This window comes from Mycobacterium sp. MUNTM1 (genome assembly GCF_054660795.1).
Window position 1 is genome coordinate 20,661 of sequence record NZ_BAAGDE010000050.1, and the last position, 24,485, is coordinate 45,145.

Annotated in this window: 24 protein-coding genes and 1 pseudogene; 19 read left to right on the top strand and 6 right to left on the bottom strand. The window is 61.2% G+C overall.

Translation table 11 applies throughout. The features are described 5' to 3' along the window. The first annotated feature begins 12 nt into the window (after positions 1-12). Positions 13-387, top strand: coding sequence for a nuclear transport factor 2 family protein (locus tag ACYQ8K_RS23315; protein ID WP_459972710.1), 375 nt, complete (start codon positions 13-15; stop codon positions 385-387). Between the two features lie 127 nt (positions 388-514). On the opposite strand, the gene ACYQ8K_RS23320 is transcribed toward ACYQ8K_RS23315, so the two are convergent. Next, positions 515-781, bottom strand: a complete 267-nt coding sequence (locus tag ACYQ8K_RS23320; RefSeq protein ID WP_459972712.1) for an acyl carrier protein — start codon at positions 779-781, stop codon at positions 515-517. A gap of 74 nt (positions 782-855) precedes the next feature. Continuing rightward, positions 856-2,130 (bottom strand): hypothetical protein, encoded by a 1,275-nt coding sequence (locus ACYQ8K_RS23325; protein WP_459972713.1) that lies wholly within the window; start codon positions 2,128-2,130, stop codon positions 856-858. Positions 2,131-2,549: 419 nt separating this feature from the next. On the opposite strand from ACYQ8K_RS23325, the gene ACYQ8K_RS23330 reads away from it, so the two are divergent. The 6 genes from ACYQ8K_RS23330 to ACYQ8K_RS23355 all read left to right on the top strand — a co-directional run bounded on the left by ACYQ8K_RS23330 (position 2,550) and on the right by ACYQ8K_RS23355 (position 11,088). Then, positions 2,550-3,686, top strand: a complete 1,137-nt coding sequence (locus ACYQ8K_RS23330) for a cytochrome P450 (RefSeq protein ID WP_459972714.1) — start codon at positions 2,550-2,552, stop codon at positions 3,684-3,686. After that, a complete protein-coding gene (locus ACYQ8K_RS23335) occupies positions 3,670-5,709 on the top strand; it encodes an amino acid adenylation domain-containing protein (RefSeq protein ID WP_459972716.1) in 2,040 nt (679 codons plus the stop codon). The genes ACYQ8K_RS23330 and ACYQ8K_RS23335 overlap by 17 nt, the downstream gene beginning before the upstream one ends. Positions 5,710-6,022: 313 nt before the next feature. Next, positions 6,023-7,813 carry a transcription termination factor Rho gene (rho, locus tag ACYQ8K_RS23340; RefSeq protein WP_459972717.1) on the top strand — a complete coding sequence of 597 codons (1,791 nt, stop codon included), beginning with the start codon at positions 6,023-6,025 and terminating at the stop codon, positions 7,811-7,813. Positions 7,814-7,946: 133 nt separating this feature from the next. Further along, positions 7,947-9,275 carry an MFS transporter gene (locus tag ACYQ8K_RS23345; RefSeq protein WP_459972718.1) on the top strand — a complete coding sequence of 443 codons (1,329 nt, stop codon included), beginning with the start codon at positions 7,947-7,949 and terminating at the stop codon, positions 9,273-9,275. 364 nt (positions 9,276-9,639) lie between these two features. After that, on the top strand, positions 9,640-10,062 hold the full coding sequence (locus tag ACYQ8K_RS23350; protein ID WP_459972720.1) for a hypothetical protein: 423 nt from the start codon (positions 9,640-9,642) through the stop codon (positions 10,060-10,062). 438 nt (positions 10,063-10,500) lie between these two features. After that, entirely contained in the window at positions 10,501-11,088 is a 588-nt protein-coding gene (locus tag ACYQ8K_RS23355; protein WP_459972747.1) for a Gfo/Idh/MocA family protein, read from the top strand. 100 nt (positions 11,089-11,188) lie between these two features. On the opposite strand, the gene ACYQ8K_RS23360 is transcribed toward ACYQ8K_RS23355, so the two are convergent. After that, positions 11,189-11,899, bottom strand: coding sequence for a class I SAM-dependent methyltransferase (locus ACYQ8K_RS23360; protein ID WP_459972722.1), 711 nt, complete (start codon positions 11,897-11,899; stop codon positions 11,189-11,191). 92 nt (positions 11,900-11,991) lie between these two features. Between ACYQ8K_RS23360 and ACYQ8K_RS23365 the strand changes: the two genes are divergently transcribed. Continuing rightward, complete coding sequence (locus ACYQ8K_RS23365) at positions 11,992-12,789, top strand: hypothetical protein (RefSeq protein ID WP_459972723.1); 798 nt, start codon at positions 11,992-11,994, stop codon at positions 12,787-12,789. Between the two features lie 195 nt (positions 12,790-12,984). Here the strand turns inward: ACYQ8K_RS23365 and ACYQ8K_RS23370 are convergent, their stop codons facing one another. From ACYQ8K_RS23370 to ACYQ8K_RS23380, 3 genes are all read right to left on the bottom strand, one after another. Then, entirely contained in the window at positions 12,985-13,350 is a 366-nt protein-coding gene (locus ACYQ8K_RS23370; protein WP_459972725.1) for a nuclear transport factor 2 family protein, read from the bottom strand. After that, positions 13,347-14,126: a hypothetical protein gene (locus ACYQ8K_RS23375; RefSeq protein ID WP_459972727.1), complete on the bottom strand. Its 780-nt coding sequence runs from the start codon at positions 14,124-14,126 to the stop codon at positions 13,347-13,349. Before ACYQ8K_RS23375 ends, ACYQ8K_RS23370 begins: the two co-directional genes overlap by 4 nt. Positions 14,127-14,659: 533 nt before the next feature. Further along, the gene (locus ACYQ8K_RS23380) at positions 14,660-15,145 is read right to left on the bottom strand and encodes a helix-turn-helix domain-containing protein (protein ID WP_459972729.1); all 486 of its coding nucleotides are present in this window, start codon (positions 15,143-15,145) and stop codon (positions 14,660-14,662) included. A 102-nt stretch (positions 15,146-15,247) separates the two neighbouring features. Between ACYQ8K_RS23380 and ACYQ8K_RS23385 the strand changes: the two genes are divergently transcribed. From ACYQ8K_RS23385 to ACYQ8K_RS23435, 11 genes and pseudogenes are all read left to right on the top strand, one after another. After that, complete coding sequence (locus tag ACYQ8K_RS23385) at positions 15,248-15,382, top strand: hypothetical protein (RefSeq protein ID WP_459972730.1); 135 nt, start codon at positions 15,248-15,250, stop codon at positions 15,380-15,382. A gap of 616 nt (positions 15,383-15,998) precedes the next feature. Then, entirely contained in the window at positions 15,999-16,442 is a 444-nt protein-coding gene (locus ACYQ8K_RS23390) for a hypothetical protein (RefSeq protein ID WP_459972732.1), read from the top strand. Further along, entirely contained in the window at positions 16,439-16,762 is a 324-nt protein-coding gene (locus tag ACYQ8K_RS23395) for a WhiB family transcriptional regulator (protein WP_459972733.1), read from the top strand. The genes ACYQ8K_RS23390 and ACYQ8K_RS23395 overlap by 4 nt, the downstream gene beginning before the upstream one ends. Next, a complete protein-coding gene (locus ACYQ8K_RS23400; RefSeq protein WP_459972735.1) occupies positions 16,759-17,382 on the top strand; it encodes a hypothetical protein in 624 nt (207 codons plus the stop codon). Before ACYQ8K_RS23395 ends, ACYQ8K_RS23400 begins: the two co-directional genes overlap by 4 nt. Before the next feature lie 160 nt (positions 17,383-17,542). Beyond that, positions 17,543-17,986, top strand: coding sequence for a hypothetical protein (locus ACYQ8K_RS23405; protein WP_459972737.1), 444 nt, complete (start codon positions 17,543-17,545; stop codon positions 17,984-17,986). A gap of 448 nt (positions 17,987-18,434) precedes the next feature. Next, a complete protein-coding gene (locus ACYQ8K_RS23410) occupies positions 18,435-18,959 on the top strand; it encodes a hypothetical protein (RefSeq protein ID WP_459972738.1) in 525 nt (174 codons plus the stop codon). Between the two features lie 75 nt (positions 18,960-19,034). Next, positions 19,035-19,841, top strand: a complete 807-nt coding sequence (locus ACYQ8K_RS23415) for a hypothetical protein (protein WP_459972740.1) — start codon at positions 19,035-19,037, stop codon at positions 19,839-19,841. 175 nt (positions 19,842-20,016) lie between these two features. Next, positions 20,017-21,084 (top strand): alpha/beta fold hydrolase, encoded by a 1,068-nt coding sequence (locus ACYQ8K_RS23420; RefSeq protein ID WP_459972741.1) that lies wholly within the window; start codon positions 20,017-20,019, stop codon positions 21,082-21,084. After that, on the top strand, positions 21,062-21,460 hold the full coding sequence (locus ACYQ8K_RS23425) for a hypothetical protein (protein WP_459972742.1): 399 nt from the start codon (positions 21,062-21,064) through the stop codon (positions 21,458-21,460). The genes ACYQ8K_RS23420 and ACYQ8K_RS23425 overlap by 23 nt, the downstream gene beginning before the upstream one ends. Before the next feature lie 62 nt (positions 21,461-21,522). After that, positions 21,523-23,193, top strand: coding sequence for an SNF2-related protein (locus tag ACYQ8K_RS23430; protein WP_459972744.1), 1,671 nt, complete (start codon positions 21,523-21,525; stop codon positions 23,191-23,193). Positions 23,194-24,025: 832 nt separating this feature from the next. Beyond that, positions 24,026-24,485: pseudogene (locus ACYQ8K_RS23435) on the top strand (hypothetical protein); the annotation flags it as partial.

The following is a 24,485-nucleotide window of genomic DNA, read 5'->3' on the forward strand; positions in this document are numbered from 1 at the left end:
AATGTCATCGTCATGTCAACACCAGTGTCCACCCAAGTACACGCCGTGCAAACGTTCTACACCAAGATCGACGCTCAGGACATAACGGGCGCCTTGGCGTGCTTTGCCGAGACTGCAGTCTATCGTCGGCCCGGCTTCGGTGAATTCGCAGGACTCACCGCCATCGAGGAGTTCTACCGGAAGGCACGCGATGTCGGCGAGGGGCAGCACCTCGTCGACGCCGTAATCGACGATGGCAACGAGATCGCGATACGCGGCCGGTTTGAAGGCTTCTACCGAGACAGGACGCCGCTGCAGATCCAGTTCGCTGATTTCTGGAAGTTTCTCGACGGTCACGTTGTCGAAAGGAACAGCTACCTCTTTCAGAACAACGGACGGCTCATCTAAACGTCTAGCCTAGCCGGACACCGCCCGCCTCCCTTCGGAAGGCAGGCGGTGTCCTTTAAGTGACCCGGCGGGTATGTGCCGCTTCGCGAGTGGGCGGCGACCCGCACCGGTCGGGGCGTGGCTGGGCCTATCTGGTGGCCTGGCTTCGATCGCTGAGCAGCTCGACGAATTTGTCGATGCTGGTCAGCGACCAATCCGACTCAAGGTCGATTACGACGTCGAATTTGTTCTCGACCCTGTCGATGAACTCGAGGTATTCAACCGAGTTCATACCGGTTTCGGCGAAATCTGTATCGCCACTGATTATTTCGCCAGTGAGGTTGCCGTCGGTGATCTCGGAGATCAGATTCGTCAGCTCATGCTGCAAGGTCTCACGCTCGGACACGTCACTCATGTTGCAGTTCCTTTCATTCTGACACGGCGATTAGTATGCGGGCAAACATCGGTCGTTGTGGAGGCCGCAAAAGCTCAGGGGTAATCGCCTGGATTGCGCGCGGCAGTCAACAAATCGTTCCGTACATCAGCATAATTCGGAAATACCTGCACGAGCTCTTCGAACGAGTCGAAGACCGACATGCTCAAATGGTCTGTGCGCAGCGCAACCGTAAACGATAGTTTGTGCGCATCTGCGCTGGTGTAGACGCAGTATGCGCCCAAATAGATTGCGGCTTCGGCTTCTTCGGCCTCAACGTAGTGGCCGGCCACGGTCAATGGGCGCTCCGGCTCGCTGTGATCGATGGCCATGTAGGGCAGCATCTGGTCCGCCGGCTTGAACTTCGACGATATACGGTGTGGGGCAAGCGCGGCCACCACGCGGCTCATTGGCGGTGTTGCCGCGCTCGGCTTGCCGGCGGCAAGGATGCGGTGGTAGATCACGGCAGCCGTGTCGAGAAGATCGGGGCCCACGCTCGGCAGGCCGATCATCGTGTAACCAAGAAATCGGCCAAAGGCGTCATAAGTCGAGGGGCGCCGATTGGGGAGCGTCACCAACGTTGGAATTTCGTCGACCGGTTCGGCCGCGGCACGCGCGACTGCTGCCGCGCCGATCGCGGGTCCGATCCCCGCCAAAACTGTACGCCGCCTCTCCGGGATGCGATCCAGCGGCATGGTGAATTTACGAATTGCGGTGGCGCACAGTGTCGTGTTTGCCGGGACACGGCTGCGAGGAATCGGCTCGTATGGGGTGATGGTGTTCCCCATCTTCAGCGGTCCGCTGGTTTGGCTTGTCGCGCCATGTATCTTGCAGAATTCGAAGAAACGGCCGTCACGACCGCCGGATGATTCAGCACCCGACAGGTACTTTCCGAAATCGTGAATGACTCGACGAAATGAGTAACCGTCAATCGGCACGTGGTCTACGACAAAAGTCACAGTGGTGGATGCCTCGCGCGAGTCAACGACCAGCGTGTGGATGCGGTCCTGGAATGGGCCCGTCTGGCTCATGATCAGACCGAGAGTTGCGGCATCGCAATAGGGAACCTCGACGACGAATTCACTTAAATCCGCGGTCGGCCGAGGCGACTGATACCAAAATCCGTCTTTGGCCAAGCTGTACTCGACGGTCAGTGCAGGGTTGTCGATCAAAAGATTGACCCAGGCCCGCCGGATCACATCGGGGTCGATCGCCGGCGTGATGTGCCAGGTGCGGGCGACTGGCCCATGACCGCGATTCCCGTTGAATTCCCAACTGAGGGCGGCATTTTGGTCCCAGGTGCACGGAAAGTGCTGGCGCTCGATCCCCATAGATTTGGAAACTAAGGGCCAACGCTGCACCTGGTCAAGGCCTGATAAAGCGCCGGAACGATCGGTGCCGATGTCGCCTGTCCTGTCGACAGGACAGCTTGCGTTCACTGTCGAGGTTCCCACCGCCGCCACCCATTTGACTCACGGGATCGGTCACCCTAACTTGTCAAAGTATCAGCGCCTATCATCTTCCTCCACCGCGCTATTGCCAATCCAGGTTAGGAAAGTCGCGTATGAATAGCGTCGCTACTCCAGGGTCTGAAGATCTCCTCGATTTCAGTTCTGACACATTCCTTAGCGATCCCTGGCCTGTCTACAACCATCTACGTGCGACCGACCCTGTGTTTTGGTCGCCGAGAGCTCAGGCATTCTTCATCTCGAAATACAATGATGTTCTCTCAACGCTGTCGGATCGCCGAGTGACGTCAGCATTCGCTCTGCGCATCAGTCGGCGATTGTTCGGTCGGACTCTTCTCGATTCAGAAGGTCGCGCGCATCGCGAACTTCGAAATGTGATTGCGCCGCTGTTCAGCAGCACCGGGGTGCAACGGCTCCGCGAGGAGATACTCGTCCCGGCCGTCGAGGAGGTCCTCGACGCGATCGCTGCACGCGAAGATCACTGCGGCACGGCTGAGATCGACTTTATGGAAGTAGCGGTGGCGGTGCCTTACGCGATGATCACGCGCCTGATGGGCCTGCCGTCCGGCGATGCGGCCTGGCTACGCAGTCGGGTATCGGCACTATCAGGTGCCGTCGAATTCCCCTCGACACCACTCGTGCTCGCCTTCGAAGCCAAGGACGAACTAGGGGAGTACCTCACCCGAGTTGTCGGCGAACGCAGCGAGCACCAACCGCTCAATCTGCTCGACCTGCTGTGTCCACGGGGCCGCCCTGTTGACCCTTCGTCGCTGAGTACCGCCATCTTGTTCCTGGCGGCTGGCACCGAAACCAGCGTGGCAGCCATTGGCAAGATCATGCACGCTGTCCTTTCCCACGGAGTCGAACTCGCCGAGCTGGCCGACGCTGACTATCGCAACAGTGTGATCCGCGAGACTCTGCGCTGGGAGCCTCCTAGCCACACCCTGGTCCGCTACGCAGCCAAAGATCTGACTGTCGCCGGCGTCCAGATACCGCGCCGGTCGGCGATCTTGCTTTCGCTAGCCAGCGCTAACCGCGACGCGGACGCGTTCATCGATCCCGACGATTGGCGACCCGAACGATCCGAACGCCGGATCCTGTCTTTTTCTGCCGGCCCGCACAGCTGCGTTGGTATGCAGTTGGCGTTAGCGGAGTTCGACGTGTTCTTCGAGCGGCTCTGTGCGCGTTACCCGAGTGCCCGACCCCGAGAACAGCTGAGCGGGATTCGGGCCGGGTTGTGGCGAATCAGAGAACGCGGCCACATATTCCGGCGCCCCGACACCTTGCGCATTTGCCTCGATAGGCACGATGCACCGCGGCAACACCTGGGGCTTCGCAATCCCGGAATTGACCACGACGCTCGATCATTCCGTACCCCCTACGACTCATTGGACGAACCCTGTGACGATCGAGCCTGACACACGTATCGAATTCGACTTTTCCACCGACACCGACACTCTGCGCGTAGCACCGTTCACTCGCTCGACGATCAACCTGGCAGCCCTGTCGCTGACGGTGAGTCGCTGGAATGCTGCCGAGGACATCACGGTCGCGCTGCACACGCCGTGCTCAGATCTTGATGCGAGACTGCTGCTACACATTGACGACAAGCAGCCTGTCGGTCAGTTCCTCGCGCATATTGACGCTCTGCTTGCCGAGGCCCGTCTTGCAGGCCGCACACCGACGGAGCCGGATTCCGCCGATATCATCATTACGTCGAATGACAACGATATATGCCGTGGCAGTATTGATTTCGCCGGCCAGCAACCCAACATGCCCGCCGGCTTCGTTGACGATGCACGCGCCGCAGTCGTTGATCTCACGACACTCGACGGCCCACTCGAACAGGTGCGCTGCATCGCAGAACACCGGCGTGCAGCAGTGGAAAACCTTACTGGCGCCACCGTGCCGGCGCGCAGCATCGACGAGATGTTCGGAGAACAAGTTGTTCGGCGACCACACCAGGTAGCTGTACGCGATGCGACAATTTCGTTGACCTACCAAGAGCTGGCAGCCGAGGCCGATCGCTACGCCCAGCTTCTCGGCCGGGCAGGAGTCAGGCACGGCAGCACCGTCGTGATCGCGATCAACAGGTCCGTCGCCGAGATCGTCGCCTTGCTCGCCGTCATCCGCCTCGGCGCCGCCTACGTCGGTTTCGATACCGACGCGCCACCGGCGCGAGCATGCAGAATCATCGGGACTCTCAAGCCGGCAGCCGCCGTGGTGGACTTGGCGTCATCCGAACATCCCGCATTCCAGGGCCTGCCACAGGTACGAGCCTGGCATCCCGGGCAAGGCCCCGAAAAGGTGCTGCCGCCGCAGACATCTAACGATCCAACAGATGTGGCCTATATCGCGTTCACCTCCGGCTCCACCGGAGACCCCAAGGGCGTGATCGTCACACACCAAGCTGTCTGCCGGTTGGCCCTTACGAGGGAATTACAGATGAGACCCGACGACCGCGTAATGCGCATGGCGCCACTGGCTTTCGATGCATCAACTTTCGAGATCTGGATCACGCTCCTTTGTGGAGCCGTGTTGGAAGTGCTTCCCGTCCAAACTCTTTCACCGCGCAACCTCGACAAGTTCTTCTCACACCAAAAGATCTCAATCGCGGGCCTACCTGCCAGCCTCTTCCGGCTGATCGCCACCTCTCGACCCGCCGCGTTCGAGGGCCTGCGCTGGATCGTGACCGGCGGCGAGGTCGTTCCGCACGAATCCGTGGCGCAGGTGCTTGCACAACATCCTCACCTGACCATCACCAACGGCTACGGACCCACGGAAAACGCGTTGTTCACCACGAGCTACAGCGTGGGCGACGTCTCGGAAGTCGATGGACCTCTTCCGATCGGCCGCCCGATAGCGGGCACTCAAGTGTTTGTTCTGGATCGCAATGCCCGGCTCCTACCACCCGGAGCGATCGGCGAGCTCTACGCGGCCGGCATGGGCCTTGCCAACGGCTACCTCAACAACACCATGGAGACCGCGGAGAGGTTCGGTTGCTTCTCCGCTGACACGCCTCAACGCCTCTATCGCACAGGTGATTTGGTTCGCCTCGATCCGCTCGGTCGCCTTCAATACCTGGGTCGCACGGACAAGCAGGTCAAACTCAACGGACACCGCATCGAAACCGACGAAGTAGCCGCCGCCCTGCTGCGCCATCCCAGTGTGCTAGACGCGGTTGTGATCGCCGCTCCCCGCCCCGCTCGCACCGTTCAGCTCGTGGCGGCGATATTGCCGCACTCATCTCACGAAGCCGATCCAAAAGCGTTGCGCCGTTATATATTACAAGTGCTTCCCAACTACATGGTGCCCAGCCTCTGGGTCTTCGTTGATCAATTCCCGCTGACACGTAACGGAAAGCTCGACGAGACGTACCTGTTCAACGCGGCCCGACCGGTGACACACGCACCCCAGCGTCTATTCCTCGAAAATGCCTAACGCCGAAGCTTGACTTCCCGAACCGGATCTCCTAACGTTAAATTGATCGTTTGGATCCTAGGGCTGATGCGCCGCCCGATTTTCCACACCATTTTTGATACCGGCAGTGAGTTCAGACGATCAGGCCTCCGGGCCATTGCATTGAGGTCGCATTCATCGGTAGATCTCGTTCGCTAGGTCAGCCCTACGGCTGACGACTCGGGTACCACCTGCATCCGTGGACCTACATCACCCGCCGCAACTGAGCGTGCCTTTCACGCACAGCGCTGTCGAGGGCATCGGTTGTGCTGCAAAAAAGAAGGGATACATAACCATGACGTATGAGGATTTCATGATCGTGTCGTCGAGCGCTGATTCGGTCGTGAAGTGGCCTCCCCAGCCGCTGAGCGCCATGAAACTCAGCGAATTACGCGCTGTGGCAGCAGATATGAAACTCACCGGCGTCAGATCACTCAAAAAGAACGACCTGGTCGCCGCAATCTCCGCGCGCGTTGCGCAAGCCGCCCGGAACAGCGAGGACCACCGAGCTGACATCCGCTCGAGCGAAACACATCCCGACAGGGACGTCGCAATGGCCGCCGCCAGCGCCGCGGAGCCGCCCTGTGCATCGGCGGCGCCACAAGGCGCTCACGGCGCTGCAAACGGTCACGAGGCGGCCACCGACGTTGGCGACGACCAGTCCGGCCGAGAACATAACGGCGCCACAAACGCCACGACCGTCGCGGCACAGCGCCAGCGACTCAGTGCCAGCACTCACGGCGCAGAACCCGAGGTGCCTGACGACCAGGGCGAAACCACCAACGTCGGCGCGCATGCCGATCAACAAGCCCCGACCGAATCGAACCCAGACACAAACAACGCCGATGATCGGCGCGAGCGGCGAGGGCGACGACGCGCCCGCGATCGTAACCGTGGCCGCGAACAGCAAGCCAGCCCCGTCGACAACGACGAGCTGCAACCCATCGCCGGCATCGTCGACATCCTCGACAACTACGCATTCGTACGAACCTCCGGTTACCTGCCGGGCCCCGACGACATCTATATCTCGATGAAACAGGTCCGGGACCACGGACTGCGGCGCGGCGACGCGATCACCGGCAAAGCACGAGTGCCTCGAGACGGTGACGGTGACACGAACAGCAACCACCGACGACAAAAATTCTCTCCCCTAGCCGGCGTCGACACGATAAACGGCTACAACGTCAAAGAGGCGAAGCGCAGAAAAGAATTCAGCAAGCTCACCCCGCTGTACCCCAATGAGCGTTTGCGCCTCGAGACGACGGCGGACCGACTCGTCACCCGCGTCATCGACCTCATCATGCCGATCGGAAAAGGTCAGCGCGCCCTAATCCAATCGCCACCTAAAGCCGGTAAAACGACAATCCTCCAACAGATCGCCAACGCGATTACCACCAACAACCCGGAATGCCATCTCATGGTTGTTCTCGCCGATGAGCGCCCCGAGGAAGTCACCGACATGCAGCGATCGGTGAAAGGCGAGGTCATCGCCTCTACCTTTGATCGGCCGCCCTCCGATCACACGCAAGCCGCCGAACTTGCCATCGAACGAGCCAAAAGGCTGGTCGAAGACGACAAAGATGTTGTTGTACTTCTTGATTCGATCACCAGACTCGGCCGCGCATACAACAACTCGTCGCCCGCTTCAGGCCGCATCCTGTCCGGCGGCGTTGACTCAACCGCGTTGTATCCGCCCAAGCGGTTCCTTGGAGCCGCGCGAAACATCGAAAACGGCGGGTCGTTGACCATCATCGCGACCGCGCTGGTCGAAACCGGATCCCAAGGTGACACTGTGATCTTCGAGGAATTCAAAGGAACAGGAAACGCCGAGCTCAAACTTGATCGCAGAATCGCTGAGCGGCGGGTCTTTCCAGCCGTCGACGTCCACCCGTCCAGCACCCGCAAAGATCACCTGCTGATGTCGGCCGATGAAGCCTCCATCGTCCAGAAACTGCGGAGGGTACTTTCAGGTCTCGATTCGAACCAAGCCATCGACCTGCTGATGAGCCAGCTCAAAAAGACCCGCAGCAACGCAGAGTTCCTCATGCAGGTCCAAAAAACGGCGCCCGGACCCGATCGTGACTGACGCCCAGCGAGGACAGCTCGCCGACGCACGGGCCGGTCGGCGCGAAAGTCCACCACCCGAAACTGGATTGACTCCGGGCAGCTCGTTACACGGCGCTGGAGCGGGCCGTGCTATCGCGTCGACCTGCATCCTCATGCTGCTGACATCGCTCGACGTCACCATCGTCAACGTGGCACTGCCCACCATCCGTAACAACCTCGCGGTGGAAGCGCACTCGCTGGGCTGGATGGTGGTCGGCTACACCATTCCCTTCGCCACACTGATGCTGTCGGGGGGCGCCATCACTGACCGGGTCGGTCCCGAGCGCGCATTTCTGCTGGGAATTATGATCTTCGGGCTCGGCTCGTTAGGCTGCGCCGCCGCCGGCAATTTGACCACTCTCGTAGCTGCCCGGGTATCGCAAGGAATCGGTGCGGCAATCTGTACGCCTTCTGCGCTCGCCGTTTTGCGCTCCAACGTGCCCGCCAGCCAATTGGGGCGGGCGGTCGCCTACTGGGCATTCTCCGGCGCGATCGCGATATCGGCTGGACCGCTTCTCGGCGGGGTGCTGATCGAGGCATTCGGATGGCGGTCCATCTTCCTGCTCAACTTGCCGATCGTAATTACGGCCGCGATGTTGACATTGCCTCAAGCGCGGAGGCCTTCGGCGATGAAAAATACTGGCAGGACCGACACCCTAGGGCAGCTGATCTACGCAGGTTCGTCGATTGTCGTCGTCGCCGGCACTAATCTGCTCCAACACGACCGCGGCTCAACGGTTTCGATCGTGGCCCCCGCGGTAGCGGTCGCCGCCGTTTGCGGGTTCGCGCTGTTCTACGTCGTTGAAGCACGAGCCTCGAATCCTGTCTTGCCGCCCGCTCTGTTTCGCAGCAGAGTGTTCCAGTCAGCGGTCATCGTTGGAGCTTCCGTCAACGCCGTGAATTTCGGCTTGCTGTACTGCCTTGGGCTGTTCTACGGCGGAAACCACGGCCTCTCAGCCCTGCATTCGGGTTTGCTATTTCTGCCCATGATGTTGGCCACCGGGGTCTCCACCACGGTCGTCGAGCCGATCCGCAGCATGGTCGGCGATCACATCACAGTTGTCGCAGGACTGCTGCTCGAACTGATGGGTGCCGTCCTAATAGCGGCAGGAACAGACACAGTCGTTTGGGTGTCGATCTGGACCGTGCCCATGGGATTCGGTGTTGGACTGGTGATCCCGCCGATCACTACCCGGTTACTGAACAGCGTCGACCCGGCGGAGTCAGGAACGGCAAGCGGCGCATTCAGCTCGCTGCGCCAATTGGGCAGCGCTGTCGGTGTCGCGGCCTTCGGATTGGGTGTCCGCGAGAGCGGCACTTCGCTGCACGTCGACATCCGTTCTATCAGCGCCACGTGCACCGGCCTTATAGCGATCTCCGTTCTGACGTACCTCATCACGGCCCGCTCAGCGACCAACGACCGCTCCACGTCGCGTTCGTGACAAGCACGCCACGCGAGGGGTCGATAAGCGGGTGTCGGCGGCGACCGAGAGGCGAGGAGGCCGCATATTCGCTTGGCCGCAGGGTTATATTCGAAAGGAATGTGGCAGAGCGCGCATCGGAGACGAAGCGGTCGGGACACGACGCCATCGTTTAGTTTTGCTGGCGCCGCAGTTGTGCCGCTTATGAGCTCCTGCGCTTGCAGAAGCTCATAAGCGTTGTCTTCGTGCGAAGACACGTGGATGCACGGTCGCCCAGTCCGACGCGGACGAGGAACCGCACTGCCGCTCCGACATAGCGACGAGCTATCAGTGCCGAGCAGGAGAGCACAAGCACGGGGTTGTTGCGTCCCGGTGAGCCGTAGATGTGGAAGTTGATCTCGCACGCGGGCAGGACGTGGACCCGGCGGTCGGTACTGGCTACGCTGCCCTGCAGCGCCAGCTTCGTGAGGCAAATGCCAAGGTTGCTGCTTTGGTTACCGCCGTGGAGTCTGGCGTGGCCGTGGAGGACTTGACCGCCGCGTTGCGTCGCCGCACCGCCGAGCGCGACGAGCTGAAGGCCCGTCTTGAGCAGGCGGAGCGGCCCCGTGTCATGTCTGCCGCGCAGATCAGCGAATTGATCGAGGAACTTGGTGGGTTGTCAGCCGTGCTCGGTGCAGCGACCGGGGCGGAAAGAGCCGAGGTGTACGCGACTCTGGGACTCCGCCTTGACTACGATCTGCATTTGCGACAAATCAAGGCGACGGCCGACCTGAGTCGTGTCGCCGGATGTGTCCGAGGGGCGAGTTGAACTGTTACCCAGGCGATCTGGGTTTCTTCATCGATCAGATAGGTGCTCGCAGCTTGAGACTAGACCACTAATTTCGGTCATCGACCGAAGTGTCTTGAGCAACTGCCCAAAGGATCGAGGCTGGTGCAGATCGTCATTTGTACCTTGAATCCGGTGTTGATCCACGGCCGGATTGTCCTTAGGTAGAGAAGAATTCGCGTCTTAGCCCGGATTTTTCGTGGATTGTTGTGAGTGTTGGGGTGTAGATACGCGAAAGTGCCTGTCCTGCAAGGGATAATTGGACTTCTCTACGGTTCAAAGATCCTGGCGGGAAGGCACTTCGCAGGTGAAGAATATCGCGGCGGCATCGCGGGTGAAAGTCTCTGCCGACGGCCATGGTGTCGTGTCGCATGCCTGCAAGTCGGCTACATGCGCCGCTTCGACGCCGGCTACCAGCGTATGCACCGAACCCTGAAGTCGGGCCTCATCGGTGAACCTGTCCTGATCACTCAACTCCACCGAAATCCCTTGACGGTCATTGTATTCGATGAAACAGAACTCATCACCAGTTCGGCCTCCCACGATATCGACGTCTTCCGCTGGCTGACCGGCGACGACATCCGCGAAGTGTCTGCCGTATCCACGACCAGCCACGACGGCTCCACAGTGATCGTCGTTCTCACCCTGATCTCGCGCTCGGGTGTCATTGGCGTCATCGAACTCACTCGCGGCCCCGGATTGAACTGTGAGATCGGCTGCGACATCGTTGGTGCGAACGCGACGCTCAGCCTTCCCCGAGTCACTGATGGGGCCACCGCCGACAGCATTGACGCACAAGGGAAACCCGACGCCTGGATGGAGCGCTTTTACGAAGCCTATCGAGCCCAGGACGCCGCGTGGCTGGCCGCAGTGAGCGCCCAAACGTTCACTGGACCATCGGCCTACGACGGATACGCCACCAATGTCGTGATCGACGCAGCCCTTGCCGCGCGAGCCAGCGGCCGCACGCAGTCGGTACTGCAGGAACCGGAGGGTATTTGGTCCTAATCCCTGCCCGGTGCAACGACGCGCCTCGCCGCTGGGGGATGACTCGCGGCGGCCCCGGCCCTATCAGCAGGCTGCCGCCGGTTATGCGAAAGTTCCAGAATCAGGAAGTCTGAGGAAGATTGACCGCTCGCACGTACAGAAAGAAGGGTTGAGTACGCAAGGTGTGAAGTAGCTCGGGATCGATTGCAGCGTCTGCTTGAATCACAGGTTCTTCAACCACGTCGATCGCAAACCCGGCTCGCCGTAGGTCTCCGATAATTGCCGAGAAGGGACGACGATACGACTCCGCGGTTACCGATACCCCATCCCAGTCCCAAACCTCACTGACCAGCTCGGTGCGATGGTAGTCGGTTCGGTCAGATAACAGCCAGCCCGTGATTGGGTGGTGCAGCGAAAACACCAAGACGCCGCCTGGGACAAGGCACCGATGCAGCTCCTCGAGTAGTGGTGACCAGTCCTTGACGTAGTGCAGCACCAGGGATGCAATGACGACATCGATACTGTGTCGAGGCGCTATGGTTCCCGGGTGTTCAATATCGACTGTCTCGAAACGTGCCCTGGTGCCCAGGCGTTGGCGAGCGAGCTCGATCATGTGCGGTTCAATATCGACGGCCAACACGTCGGCGCCTTGTTGGAGTAGTTGATCCGTGAGCACCCCGGCCGCGCAGCCGAGTTCTAGCACGGACTTACCGGCGAGCTCGCCCGCCAACCGCAGAATCGTGGGCCGGTCATATCGGCAATTGACCGGATTTCTCGCCGACCAGTCAGCGTAGATGTCGGCGTGATCTTTAAACAGCGATGTGGCGGGCATCCACTCATCGTATGGCCCGATTTCGAACTCACGGCGATCCCGCCTAGTCGCGTCTAGTCGCATACAGTCGCGCGGCGCTATACGGTTGACTGGTGGGCAACGCGTTGAAAGCCCTCCTCGCGGAGCGTCACATCTATGGATATTCCGACTTCCTCGCCGAATATAAGCGGCGAGCAAACGAGTTGGATCTGCCGCGCGGAGCCCTCCCGCCGACCAGGTCACAGTATTACCGCTGGATCAGCGGCCAGGTCCGAACCCTTCCCCGTGGTGATCATTGCGCGGTACTGGAGCGCATGTTCCCCGGCTGGACGGCAGAAGGCTTGTTCAGCAATCAGAACCATCAAGACAATTCCCTATACAACGCCAAGGCAGACGGCGGCGTGCTGTCATCGATCACTCCTGCGATCGAACCTGCAATCTTGGAGGGATTGTGGGTCACTGGTTACCTGCTGGGGGGGACCCGGCAGCGCCATGTCGATTTGTCAACCATCACGGCCACCGGAACGGGGATAAAGTCTCGCAACTATCCACCTCGACCCCGCGTGGAAGGCGATGGCTTCGGACATGAGACCGAAACGAGCGCAAAACTTTTCGGCCGGAACATTATGGGCCATTTCCGCAACACGAATGACCGCTATTTCTACGGTTCACTGCATCTCTCGGTGCTTCCGGGCGAAAACATCCTCGATGGCTATTACACGGGTTTTACTAACGACACCCACGTGGTGGCTGAGCCCTGGCGGTGGATCCGCATTGAACGAGGGTCTGTCGCAGATGTAGACCTTAGCCTGGTGGTGCTGGGCGAACCACGCGCCGTCTACGACGCGATCGTGAAACATCCACAGCTGGGCGGACCTATAGCGCTCAGAGAGATCATTGAAACTTCCTGACAGCTTTCTTTCTCGTTTCCGAAACCATCCGTCAATAACGGGTAGGCCGCCCGGCGCTTCCCGCACAAATAAGCGGGCTATAGTGGCGCGGTCCAATGGACGCCTGCTCACAGCGGCGAAAAAGCCCCTCGGCGCGCGGCCTTGGTGGGTTCTCCAACCCTCACCTCAGCCTAACGCGCGGCGCTGTCTGGTCAGCTAAATTTGTTCTGACGCCCAGTATTCGCGCAGGCTCGCGATCTTGTCGCCCTCGAATTCAAGGATTGCGACCTCGCGCATTCGCTTTCGGCAACCTTGTACGAGGTCGTCGAACACCGCTTCCCACTCTGCGATGACGGTGTGTTGATCTTGATAGAGCGCTAGCAGCTTAGCGGTAATATTTGCTTGCGATGCAACAACTTTGGTTTCCCAGTAGTCCCGTATGCCCGCAAGCGTTCGGATCGGCGCCGCCAGGACACGTTCGTGATACGTGGCGTCGTCGGTGAAGATGGTCACGATCAGGTCTGGGTCTTGCTCTGTCCAGGCACGCAAATAGGTGTCCACCGCAGCGACGCGCACGTTCATGCACCCTCCTCTATAAGTTCTCCGAGCCGAATCGGCCCGCTGTACGGACCGTGGCTGAACAATAAATCATGAACTGCTGCAGGGTCATCGAGGCGAATGCGGTTTAGATCCGCGGCCCCGACCGACTGCGAATCGACCTTGACCCATCGCCACCGGCCGGCTGCTACGGCGGTATCGGTGACGATCGAGGTGTAATGCCCATCCAGGATCGACATGCCGGGGTGCGCCGCCAAATGCACGGCGCCGCAGTAGTAGCGATCGCTAAAATTGCGCCATACACCGACGAGATGGCGCCCCACTATAGAGCCGGAAATCTCGTTGCGATGCCCGAGTAGGCCGTCTTCAATCCGCGGCGGCGGCGGCCAATTACGGGCGGTGAAATGATCGTCCGATGCTGTAAGCACAGATAAGTCGACGTGGCGGCGCCCCTCAAACTTGTATGCCGTCGCCCACAGACCACCAAGCTCTTGAACAGACACCGTGGCCGCCGCTTCAATTACGCCCGCCCCGGTCGGTTGTTTATTTCGCCGATCGCTTCGACCGAACAAGTCGCGCGCCTTCCATCCCGGAAACATGTGCTCAAGGACTTCACAATGATATTCCGGTGGCAACTTCGCAAGGCCCCCGTTGCACCATCGGTGAAACGTCGACCGCACAGGCACCATGGGTTCCTTGGAGGGGTTCAGTTCCATTGCTGCGCGCCGATATTCAGCACGAAACGCCGCGTAATCGTACACGCGTCGCTCCGCCAATAGCTCCTTAAACACTGCGACCACCCCCCGATTTTAAGTGGCAGGTCGGACACATCTCGGACTACGTCGGACATATCTCGGACACAAGTCGGACGACATCGGACAAGACGGGACTCGATTGGGCTCGACTACCAGCGCAACAATGCTGCACGCTTCAGTGTGAACTGTCGCAAATGCGTGCCCGACCAGCCAACTCCTGAGAAAGGACTGCCCCCAGTGCAAGCTACCGGCATCTACGGGCTCAGATCCCATGGCGCGCGCCCGATGCCGCATCCGGCCACGCAACTCCACGAGACCCCGGAGCTTTTACGTGGGTGTGTATTGCGATGATGAGTAGATACCGTTATAAATACGTCGTGCCGTCCGAGACCTTCCGTGTCACCCTCGTTGGATTCGGTCGGTCCGCGCCTGAGGAGATCCAGAAGGGCCCATTCACGCTCACCGCTCAAGAAAACGAACCTGTCGTTCCTCCGGGGCTGCCGCTCGCCCGCACACCGGTTCCGAGCAGGTCCGAAGAGCGCGGACTCCAGCTCGCCGCCGGCAGGTCAGCGCTCCAATCAGGCCGTGGTCCCGGGCGGCCTTTGTCGCGCGCGAGTGTAGGCGGCGCGGTATTCCTCGACGGTGATATCGAGGAGCGCGGCCAGCGTGGCGGCATTGGCGTCGGTGAGAGCGATGTCTCCACGTTCGATTCCGCGCAAGCTGCCGGTGGAAATCTTTGCGGCCGCAGCAAGCTCCGGCTGTGTAATGCCTCTGATTACGCGCCAGTCGCCGGGGTAGCGCTCGGCAGGGTCTATTTTCACGACCTGGCTGATCGGCGCTTCGATGATCCTCATGACCCGAGCCAACAGGTCGACCTGCGGAGTATTGGTTCCGGCCTCCCAGGCATGGATTGTGGACGTGCCGGTATTGGCGAGGCGCGACAGGTCCGACACGCTCAGGCCGCGGGCGCGGCGAGCGTCAGCGAATTCACTCGCGCTGAATCCGCGCAGGACCCGCCGAGTCATACGCGCCTTGTTGCTGCGGTCATAGGAAGACAGATTCACCGACATCTCCGTCTGGCTGTTAATTACGCTTCTATAGACTGTTGCTTTAGTCTAGAGTATCGTGCATCGGAGACAGCCGTTTCGTATGAGAAGGAGTCCGCGATGAGGGTCTACCGGCAGCCGGGCCACGCCAATTCGCGGCCTCAGCGTGCGGTTGCGGCCTCTCGCGTTCCGGCCAACCAGCCTGAAGCCGATGTCGGCGTGGCCAGCTCGATCCACGGCCCGGTGACCATCTGACAATGTCGAGCGCCTAACGCATCCCGAGGACGGTGATACCGCTGCAGCTCTAGCCGCACCCGCGGCACATCTCAATAGCGATGGACCCTTGGCCCAAGAACAGAGAACCCCCCGAAGGGGGTCCCTGTTCAACGGGTGGAGAACAAGTTAGGAGCTTGCCCTCCGGGTCTCCCCGACAACGAGGAGAGATGACTTTGCTAGGTCGATCTCAGGGTAGAGGCTACCCGACAACGGAATCAAGTATTCCCGCCCCAAACACCAGACTTTCACCGCTGGCATGCACTAATGCAGTTCAGCGACGTCACGATCCGGCCACCATCACCCACCGGGTCACCACGCCACAACCGATCTACGACACCTGCCCAATGTGTGACAAGCCGCCCCAGGACCCTGTCCGCATCGAGGGCCGCTTGGCGTGCCGCTCCTGCACTAGCGGTTGCACGAATTGCGGTTGGACATGCGTTGCGGGGGACGATTTTTGCCAAGAATGCATCCGGCTGCTCAACCCGCCCCTGGTGCCTGCATGAGAACGCCTCACCTACTCACCACGCATGCTGCCGCCGGGGATCCTGAGGGGCCTTATCGGCACGCGGAGTTGGCGCTTTGGGACGAGTTGATGTCCAGCTTTGAGGGATATCCGCGGAGCTGGCTGTCGTTGGAAGAAGGCGCCTGGGTCCTCGGCGAGGAAGTGGATGAGTTGTGGGATGAGGTGCGCCACAATCGGATTGGTTGTGCACGTGCGGAGGCGGTCCAGGTAGCGGCGATGGCCGTGCGGTTCATCGCTGATTTGTATGAGCCGGCTGGATCTGTTCGTGAGCGGTGTCGCGTTGCGCTGGCCGAACAGCGTAGGTTGCGCGCGGCGGTAGGTCCTGCAGGTCGGGTGTTGTCGTCGACGCATGAGGCGTTCGGCTTCGTTAAGCGGGAGTTCGATTCGCTGTGGTCGGCGATCTGTTTCCGCGACGTCGCGCGGCCGGCGGCCGGTCGCGTTGCGGCGGCTTCTGTGCGATTCGTCGCCGAAATCGCTCCAGTCTCTGCAGCAGTTGGGGGGTTGTCGCTATGAGAACGCGTGTTGGGTTGCGGTGGCAGAAGCGGTCAGTGTGTGGCCTTGAAACGCCCGACGTTCCTGATTTATGGACGCCGGATCATGCACCGGCGCAGGCGGTCCGGGTGCATCTGGAACAGATGTGTCGCCGCTGCCCGGTCTTGCGCAAGTGTGCGGAGGACGCGGTTCTCACCCAGGCGCAATCGGGCTTTTACGCCGGCGTGTTTGTGCCGGAACATCAGGCCACCGGGTGGGCAGGGGCGATGGATCAGTTATGTGCCATTGCTGGTCTGGACAGTACCGCAGCCGATGCTGTGGCGATGGGGGCATCAGCGTGACTCATGCCAAATGCAACTCGAACGGATCTGCTTCGAGCAACGGTGGGTTTGCGGATGTGGTCCTCGCGGCGCGTCAGCATTTGTGCGAGCTCGACGAAGATCCGTCGGTGGCTGTACGCCATGTCGCGGCGTTCCTGGCGTTCGTGCCGACGGTGCGCTGGTCGGACGGTCGGGGCCGGATTCGCGTCGACCACGCACCCACTGCGTTGTGGTTAGTCGAACAGCTTGCCCGCCGAGGATCGACCGTGGTGCGCCTTAGTGGGGATGGCCGTAGCGTCGTGCTCGCTGATCCTCTCGTTACCTTGGAGCGTTTCGGTTTTCGCGACGGACGTTGGGTATTTGGCCAAGGCAGCGCTGCCACGTTGGGCATCAGTCGTGGCGCTATTCATGCCGCGGCGCGGTTTGGTCGACGTGGCATGACGGTCGTGTGCCCGGATACGCCCCTGATGCTGACGCTGTCCGCGGTGCTTTCACGGTTGGACGTCAAAGCCAAACTGTCGGCCGCTGATGCAGATCCTCGTCTTGCAGTCGGCGTGCGCGATGTTCCTGTGGTCCTAGATCGGGTAGGGATCGCCGACATCGTAGCGCAATTCCGTAGTGCGATGGAGAAGAGGCCGTGAATCACACTGGGGTGCAACGGATATTTGGCATGTACTGGTCAGCGGATGTCGCTGATCACCGCGTCGCCATCATCGCTCACGGCGTGGCGGTGTTTACGTCGTGCATCAACGTCGGGTGGCTCGCAAGACGAGTTGCCCTCTTGGAAAGGAGGGCCCTTTGATGCTGATGCAACCGGCCCTGTTCGAGGATCTCGAACCCATGCCAGCCGGCCCGCCGCGCACTGCGCCAGCTTCGCTGCTCAGTGATTCAGTGGAACGCGCCCCGAGCATCGTCCAACCGCCACTGTTCGCGGCCCCTCAGCCGGTGTCTCGGCCAGTGGCATCCCGTGTGCGCCCGTGCGTATTTGACCCTGAGGCCTGGCATGACGAGAGCCGCTGGGCGTGGGCTGAGGCCGCCTGCAAATCATGCCCGTTTCTGCAGAGTTGCGCCCAGGCGGCTACCGATTTCTATCGCCAGACGCCCTACCACCTTAGTGGCGTGTGGGCCGGTGTCGCCGTCTCCGAGACCGACCGGGGTGGCAAATATCAACGCAAGATCAAAAAGCTCAGCTACATCGCCACCTACGGCAAATTCCCACCGAAGCGGCAACGGCGGGCCGCATGACTTACCGCAACAACGGTGCTCGTCCGGTGCGACAACCCGGGGGACGCATCCATCACAGTCGTTATCACGAGTTCGGAAGTAGGTGAAATGCCGTGCCAACCAATGGAACTCCGATCGCTCGCTGGCGTTGGGCGATTCAGAACTGGATTCAATTGCGACGGGAACGACGGCTTGCCCATGCGTTGCGCGCGCACCTAGCAGCTAGTGCGGGGGAGTCCATTTCGCAGGTCTGCTGGCGGCGAATGTGCACACCGACGGAGATCTTCACCTGGTATGTGATTAGCCCTGAGCCTCCCGATGTGCGTGGTGTCAGGCGGATCATGCGTGAGACCGCCTCGATTCTGTATGCCGAACCTTTCAGAGGGGACAACGATTTGAGGATCCGCGTCGAATGGCGCGTCAACACTCGGCGATGGGATCTCACCAGATTCGCTGGGCAGGGGATCTCATGAACATCGTCCGAAGCGACCTCGAGGTCGCCAGCTATGAGCATCCGCGCACACGTAGACCGATCACCACGGTGAGCTTCGGCGGGTGGCTCGTCCAGATCGACGGTGCTGCAGTGACTGTGCCTTGTCAGGAGATCACCGGCAAGTCGACCGATGCCCTGAAGGAATGCTTGGATGCCGCGTACGTGCTCGCTGAGATTCGGCTGGGCTCAATGCCGCCGGTTTACCCGCCGGAGCTGCGCGCCGTCGCGGCGGCCACGTTGCGGGTGGCCAGGCGAATCGCCGAAAAGAAATGGCGCAGGCGTGGCCACGATATCTACTGCTGCACCAGTGTCGCGTGGGAGCAAACCGAGATGGCCGTGCCGTATGCATTGCTCATCAGGGCGCTTCGGCGCAGCTTGCCCGCCGGTACCACCCTGACCGAATACAACGATCACGCGGCCGACGTCGAACAGATCTGCCGGCTCTATGACCGGGGGATCGCACAACTGACCTCGAATTCCCGGCGGCGAGGTGTCGCCTAGTGCGCATCCGTAGCTGAAGCTCTCATCGAGTAGTCAGCACGTCAAGAACCTACGAGCCCGGTGAAAAGGATTGTCATGACAGAATTTAACCTTTTTCAGCATCCAATGGTATTGACCGGAGGTGCCTATCGGCCGAGGTCTGGGAAATGCTGTCCGTTGACACTGATCTCGCACCTCAACGGTGACGACAAGATCAGCGACTACCCCGAATGCTCGGCACCCGCGCTTGCGCGTCTGGTGCAAGTCCTCACCGACAGCCTCGCCGGCCCTGCGCCCGATCGGGTGTTGTCACCAGAAGACAGCGCACGTGTGTTCGATTTGGCTCTGCAGACCATCGGAACGAATGTGGAATTGCCCGATCGGCTGCTGTGCCTCTGGATCGCTGACATGCTTAACGATTCCGCGTGGGGCCTTGTGCGATTCATTCGAGCCACCAGGGAAGGCGATTCGGTCCGGGCGATCCGCGAGGTAGCCGAAATATGCATACGTGTCGCTCGTGGCGAACACGTGGATGCAGGCGAATGCCGGGATGCCCGCGAAGCCGTGACTATCGCAAGTTGGCGCGAATCTGACGGCGACGCCCAGCCCGACGCAGCGTATGACGCGGCGCTTCAAGCGGCGCGTGCAGCAGAAGCCGCGCGTCACGATAGTGGCGGTCAATCCGATTGCGCTGCATACGCTATCGATGCGGCGGTCTATGTCGAGAACGCCATCATCGTCCACTTCCGAGCAGCTGCTTGTGATTTCGTCGCTTGGGCGATCGCGCGCTGGCGTGAGCTAGCCGGACTTGATATCCGCACTGAGATGGCTGACCTCGCAGCCGATTTAGTGCTCATGGACAGCGTGCCACGGGTGACTCTAATTCAGGGGGTGTTGTCATGACAGTGCGGCCGCGCAAGGAGCGACCAGGTAGCAACGACCATTTGGTCGACTTGGTATTACGGTCATCCACCGTAGGCATTGATGATCGGCCGCAGCTGCTGCGCACCGCGGATCAGCTTCTTGCCGGTGGCACCACTGGCCGCCTTAGCGTCGTCGACTCGAGCGCGGTTCTGACATGACCACGAATCCCGCCTTCGCCGCCGCAGCGTTTCCCGCGGCCGTCAGGCAGCAGCATCGCGAATGGCATGGGTGTATCACCACAGCCGACGATGTGCAGCTGGCCTGCAGCGACTACGGCGACCTAGCCGCTGAACGGACGGTGGTTTTCCTGCACGGTCTTTGCCTGTCCCAACTGTCATGGCAACACCACATTGACTATCTGCAGCGTCGCTACGACGGCGCCGTGCGCGTGATCGGTTATGACCACCGCGGGCACGGCAAGTCTCAATCCGCGCCGATCAGTACTTACCGACCCGGCCAGCTCGCCGGCGACCTGGCCGACACCATCGAACAACTCGAAGTCAGCGGGTCGGTGATCCTTGTCGGTCACTCACTGGGTGCCATGGTCGCGCTGTCCTACCTCGCACGGCAAACCCATCAGCGTCCCATCGATCCGGACGGCTTGGTATTGGTGGCAACAGCCGCCGGCCGAATTGCTGAACGCGGGCTGGGCCGGCTGTTGGCCACCCCCGGGATCGTCGGTTTATCTCGGCTGCTTGCGCATACCCCTCAGCACGCGCTCCGTACCCTCTCGACGCCCGTGTGCGCGGCGCTGAGCCGGCACGCAGGTTACGGGCAGACTCAGCGCGCCGCCCTGGCGGCGGTGGCTGCCGCGGCTGTGACGACCACCCCGGCGGCGACCGCTGTGGGATTCCTACCCGCGCTTCGTGACTTCAACACCCATGCATCCCTGCGGGCGGTCCGCGCTCAAACTGTGGTGATCAGCGGCAGCGCCGATCCGATCACGCCACCGGTGCACTCCCGCGAGCTCGCCGCGCAGATACCTGGTGCCACGCACGTCTGCGTACGAGGCGCTGGACACATGCTCGCGCAGCAGGCGCCTCAGGTGGTCGCCAGCGCGATCGATCGCCTTCTCACCGAGCTGATCGCTGTCCCCGATCAAGCCGACCGGACCAAAATAACTCTCCGCCCGTTGACGTACACGAGCTCCAGACCAGTCGCATCGTCAACGTCTTCGACAGTGTTGAGGGGGGCGCGGCATGACGATGCCCCAGAGCACTAGCACACCCGGGGCGGACGCGGCCGCTGCGGTCGCAGAACACCTCAGCCGATTCACCTACCGGTGGACGAGCGAAATCGAACTGCAAGAGGCGATTTGGGGAGTGCTGCACAGCCGCTTTTCAGCCGAGCGGGAACGGGCATTGTCTCGGCGCGATCGCCCCGACTTCATGGTGGACGTGGACGGCGTCTCGGTAGCTCTCGAGGTGAAGGTCGCCGGGGCCCGTAGCGCTGTTCTGCGCCAGCTCGGCCGCTACGCCGAGCATGACGCGGTCGACGCCATCGTCTTGGCGTCCAGCCGTCGCGTGTTGGCCGCGGGAATCCCCGCGATCATCCATCGCAAGCCTGTTCTGGCTATCAATCTGGGGGGCCTCTTGTGAGCACGGTAGGAACTATTCGTCGCCAGAAGCATTGGTGGGTCATCACCGCTGAACCTCATGTGATGATGCGGCTCAAGCGCCTACTGCCCGGTATCCGCATCGCCAAGGCGGAGGCCTTGGCCGTCAACGCCACCGAAGAGATGGCCCAGGAGATCGAATGGGTGTTGCAGCGCTGGTCATTTGAGATGACCGACGCCGACCGCGCAGAGTTGGCCGCACACGCTCACGCCGCGAACGAACGTGAGCTCCTGGTGGATCGGCTTCGGGCCGGAACCGGGTTCCTGACCCCTGGACCAGGTTGGCTGACTCCAGCGTTGCCGCCGCGCGAGTATCAGCGCCTGGCCACCGACCTGGTGCGGACTACCGGATCGACCCTGATTGTGGACGAACTCGGGCTTGGCAAGACCTTCATGTCCCTAGCCTTGTTGGAGGATCCTGCCGCGCGGCCCGCGGTCGCAATTACTCGCACCGGGCTTCCTGGACAGTGGCTTCGCGAACTGCACAAGTTTTACCCGCAGTTGAGCGGGGTCGAGCTCAAATCCACGGACCCTAAAAAGGAGCTTCGCCGCATCTTCAAGGGCGGTGAGCACGTTGCCTATGACCTGCTCGTCATGAACTACGCCAAGCTGGCCAACCTGGGCCCGGTGCTGGCCGATTACGTGCACACTGTGATCTTCGATGAGATTCAGGAGCTGCGCCGCACCACGTCCTACAAGTACCAGGGGGCCGAGCAGTTGGTATCCAAAGGCGCTACGGTATGCGGACTTTCGGCCACCCCGGTCTACAACTTCGGTGGCGAGATGTACTCGGTGATGAACATCGTGCGCCCCGGATGCCTCGGTGGGCGTGATGAGTTCCTGCGTGAATGGTCGGGGTCGGGCTCCTACCGAGACAGCGATTCCAAGGTGCGCATCAAAAACCCCGCGGCGCTGCGTTCGCATCTGACGCGTCGCGGGCTGTTCTTGCGCCGTACCCGCGCCGACGTCGGTATCCAGTTGCCGGCCATCGAGAGCATCGAGCAGCTCGTCCCGTCCGACAGCAACATTCTTAATGAGCTGTCGGGCAACGCCATAGAGATGGCGCGTCTGATCTTGTCAGCGGACGCGTCGAACAGTGCCAAGTGGCAGGCGTCGGGCGATCTGGATTGGAAGCTGCGGCAGGCCACCGGGGTGTCGAAGGCGCCGTTCGTCGCTGATTTTGTGCGGATGCTGCTGTCCAGTGAAGAGAAGGTGCTGCTGCTGGGCTGGCATCGCAGTGTCTACGACATCTGGATGGAACGGCTGAAGGAATTCAAGCCTGTCATGTACACAGGCACCGAGTCATCGAACGCGAAAGATCAATCAGTCGAAGCCTTTACGAAGGGCGGCGCGCGGGTTCTGATCATGTCCCTGCGGTCCGGCGCCGGCCTCGACGGTCTGCAGGATGTGTGCTCCACCCTCGTCTTTGGTGAGCTCGATTGGTCACCCGGTGTGCACCGGCAGGCGATCGGCCGACTGGGTCGACCTGGCCAGACACGTGGTGTCCTGGCCTACTTCTGCGTGACGAACGACGGCTCGGACCCGGTCATTCTCGACACGCTGAACATCAAGTCGATGGAGTCCGACAAGTTGATCGAGCCGGATGCCCACAACGGCACTGCCCAGCCAGCGGCGCAGCCCAATCACATCAAGCGTCTGGCCGAATCGATTGTGGCAGCGGCTGCAGATCAAGCCCCTATCCGGAGGTCCGCGTGAGCACCCCGTCGACCCCGGCTAGCCCATTCGTCTCTGCATACCAGTTCGTCGCGGTTCGGCGTTCGCGGCGCGATCAGGCCTACGTCGATGACGAATCTGACGCGCCGCGGTGCTTCGAGACCGTTGTTGAAGCGCTGCGGGCCGTGACCCGAGGCGGGCTGGGACTTCAGCGAAGAGCAACTCGTGTGCGCTTGGCTGCTGAACAGCGGCTGGCGGCCATCGCTGCGCTTCATCAACCCGTTGCGGGTGGCGGGCGACCTCGGTGTCCTCGTTGGGCCCGCCTGCCCACAATGCAGGTCCTTGCGCCGGCGCCACAGCGCTGCTGCTTGGGGCATGGCCTGTCGATGAGGAAACCGCCTGTGCCTCACCGTCAACCGTGCCTGCATCCCGCGGTGCTTTGCAGCGCGGTCAGTGCCGATATCTGGCTAGCCGCCGCTGCGGGACATCAGTTCAGTCGCAATGAAGGGAGGACCACAGCTGTGTGAGTGATGGACGCGCGCACCAGTTTGCGTGTCCTACATCGATAACTACATCGGGCAGCGCAGAAATCTCAAGCCGCCTCGGTTTTCCGGTGGTGATCCGCTCTTAAGAAAGCGGTCCCCCGGAGGAGTGAACTCCGGGGGTCTCGTTTTACCGCTGCCCTTCGACAACCTTCGAAGGGACTTTTACCGTGCAAGGTAAGTTCCAGGGTACCGTTTACCCAGAACACGATTCAAGATATCCGGGTCGGGTCGCGCGGAAACATCGCGTGAACTGCGCAGAAGCAGATCATTTTTGTGGGTGTCGCGGCCGCCGGAACGAGGCCGGGCACGTTTGCCGGTACCGGCCGCGAGTGGCCTTTTCCGATGCCGAGCTGGTGCGTGGACGCCTGGAAGCACACGTGGCAAAGCTGCGTCTGCGTGGGGCGCGGCGCCACGTCATGGCGGCCGTGCTCAAGCTGTTGTGCGGCTGGAGCAGGGTCGCCGACGACCGGGTTGCACTCGGTCAGGTCGTTGAGCTGATCGTGGCTGCTGGTGGGCGCCGCTATGACCGCAAGACGATCGGACGGGCCCTGGCGGGCCTGGCGGCCGACGATCTGATTGTCTATCGGCCCGCACGCGGTCGCAGCAGGCGGGCATTCGTGGCGATCCACGAGCAGTTCCTTGGTGAGGTCGCCGTGCTCGCGAGGGATCGCGAGGGCCGCGTCATGACCAATAGCAGCCGCCGGTCTGAGGTCGATTCGGTCACCTTTTCGCGGCGCCTTCCTTATAAGAACCAATCTCTCTACCCCCCTACCCCCCGCAACGACGAGC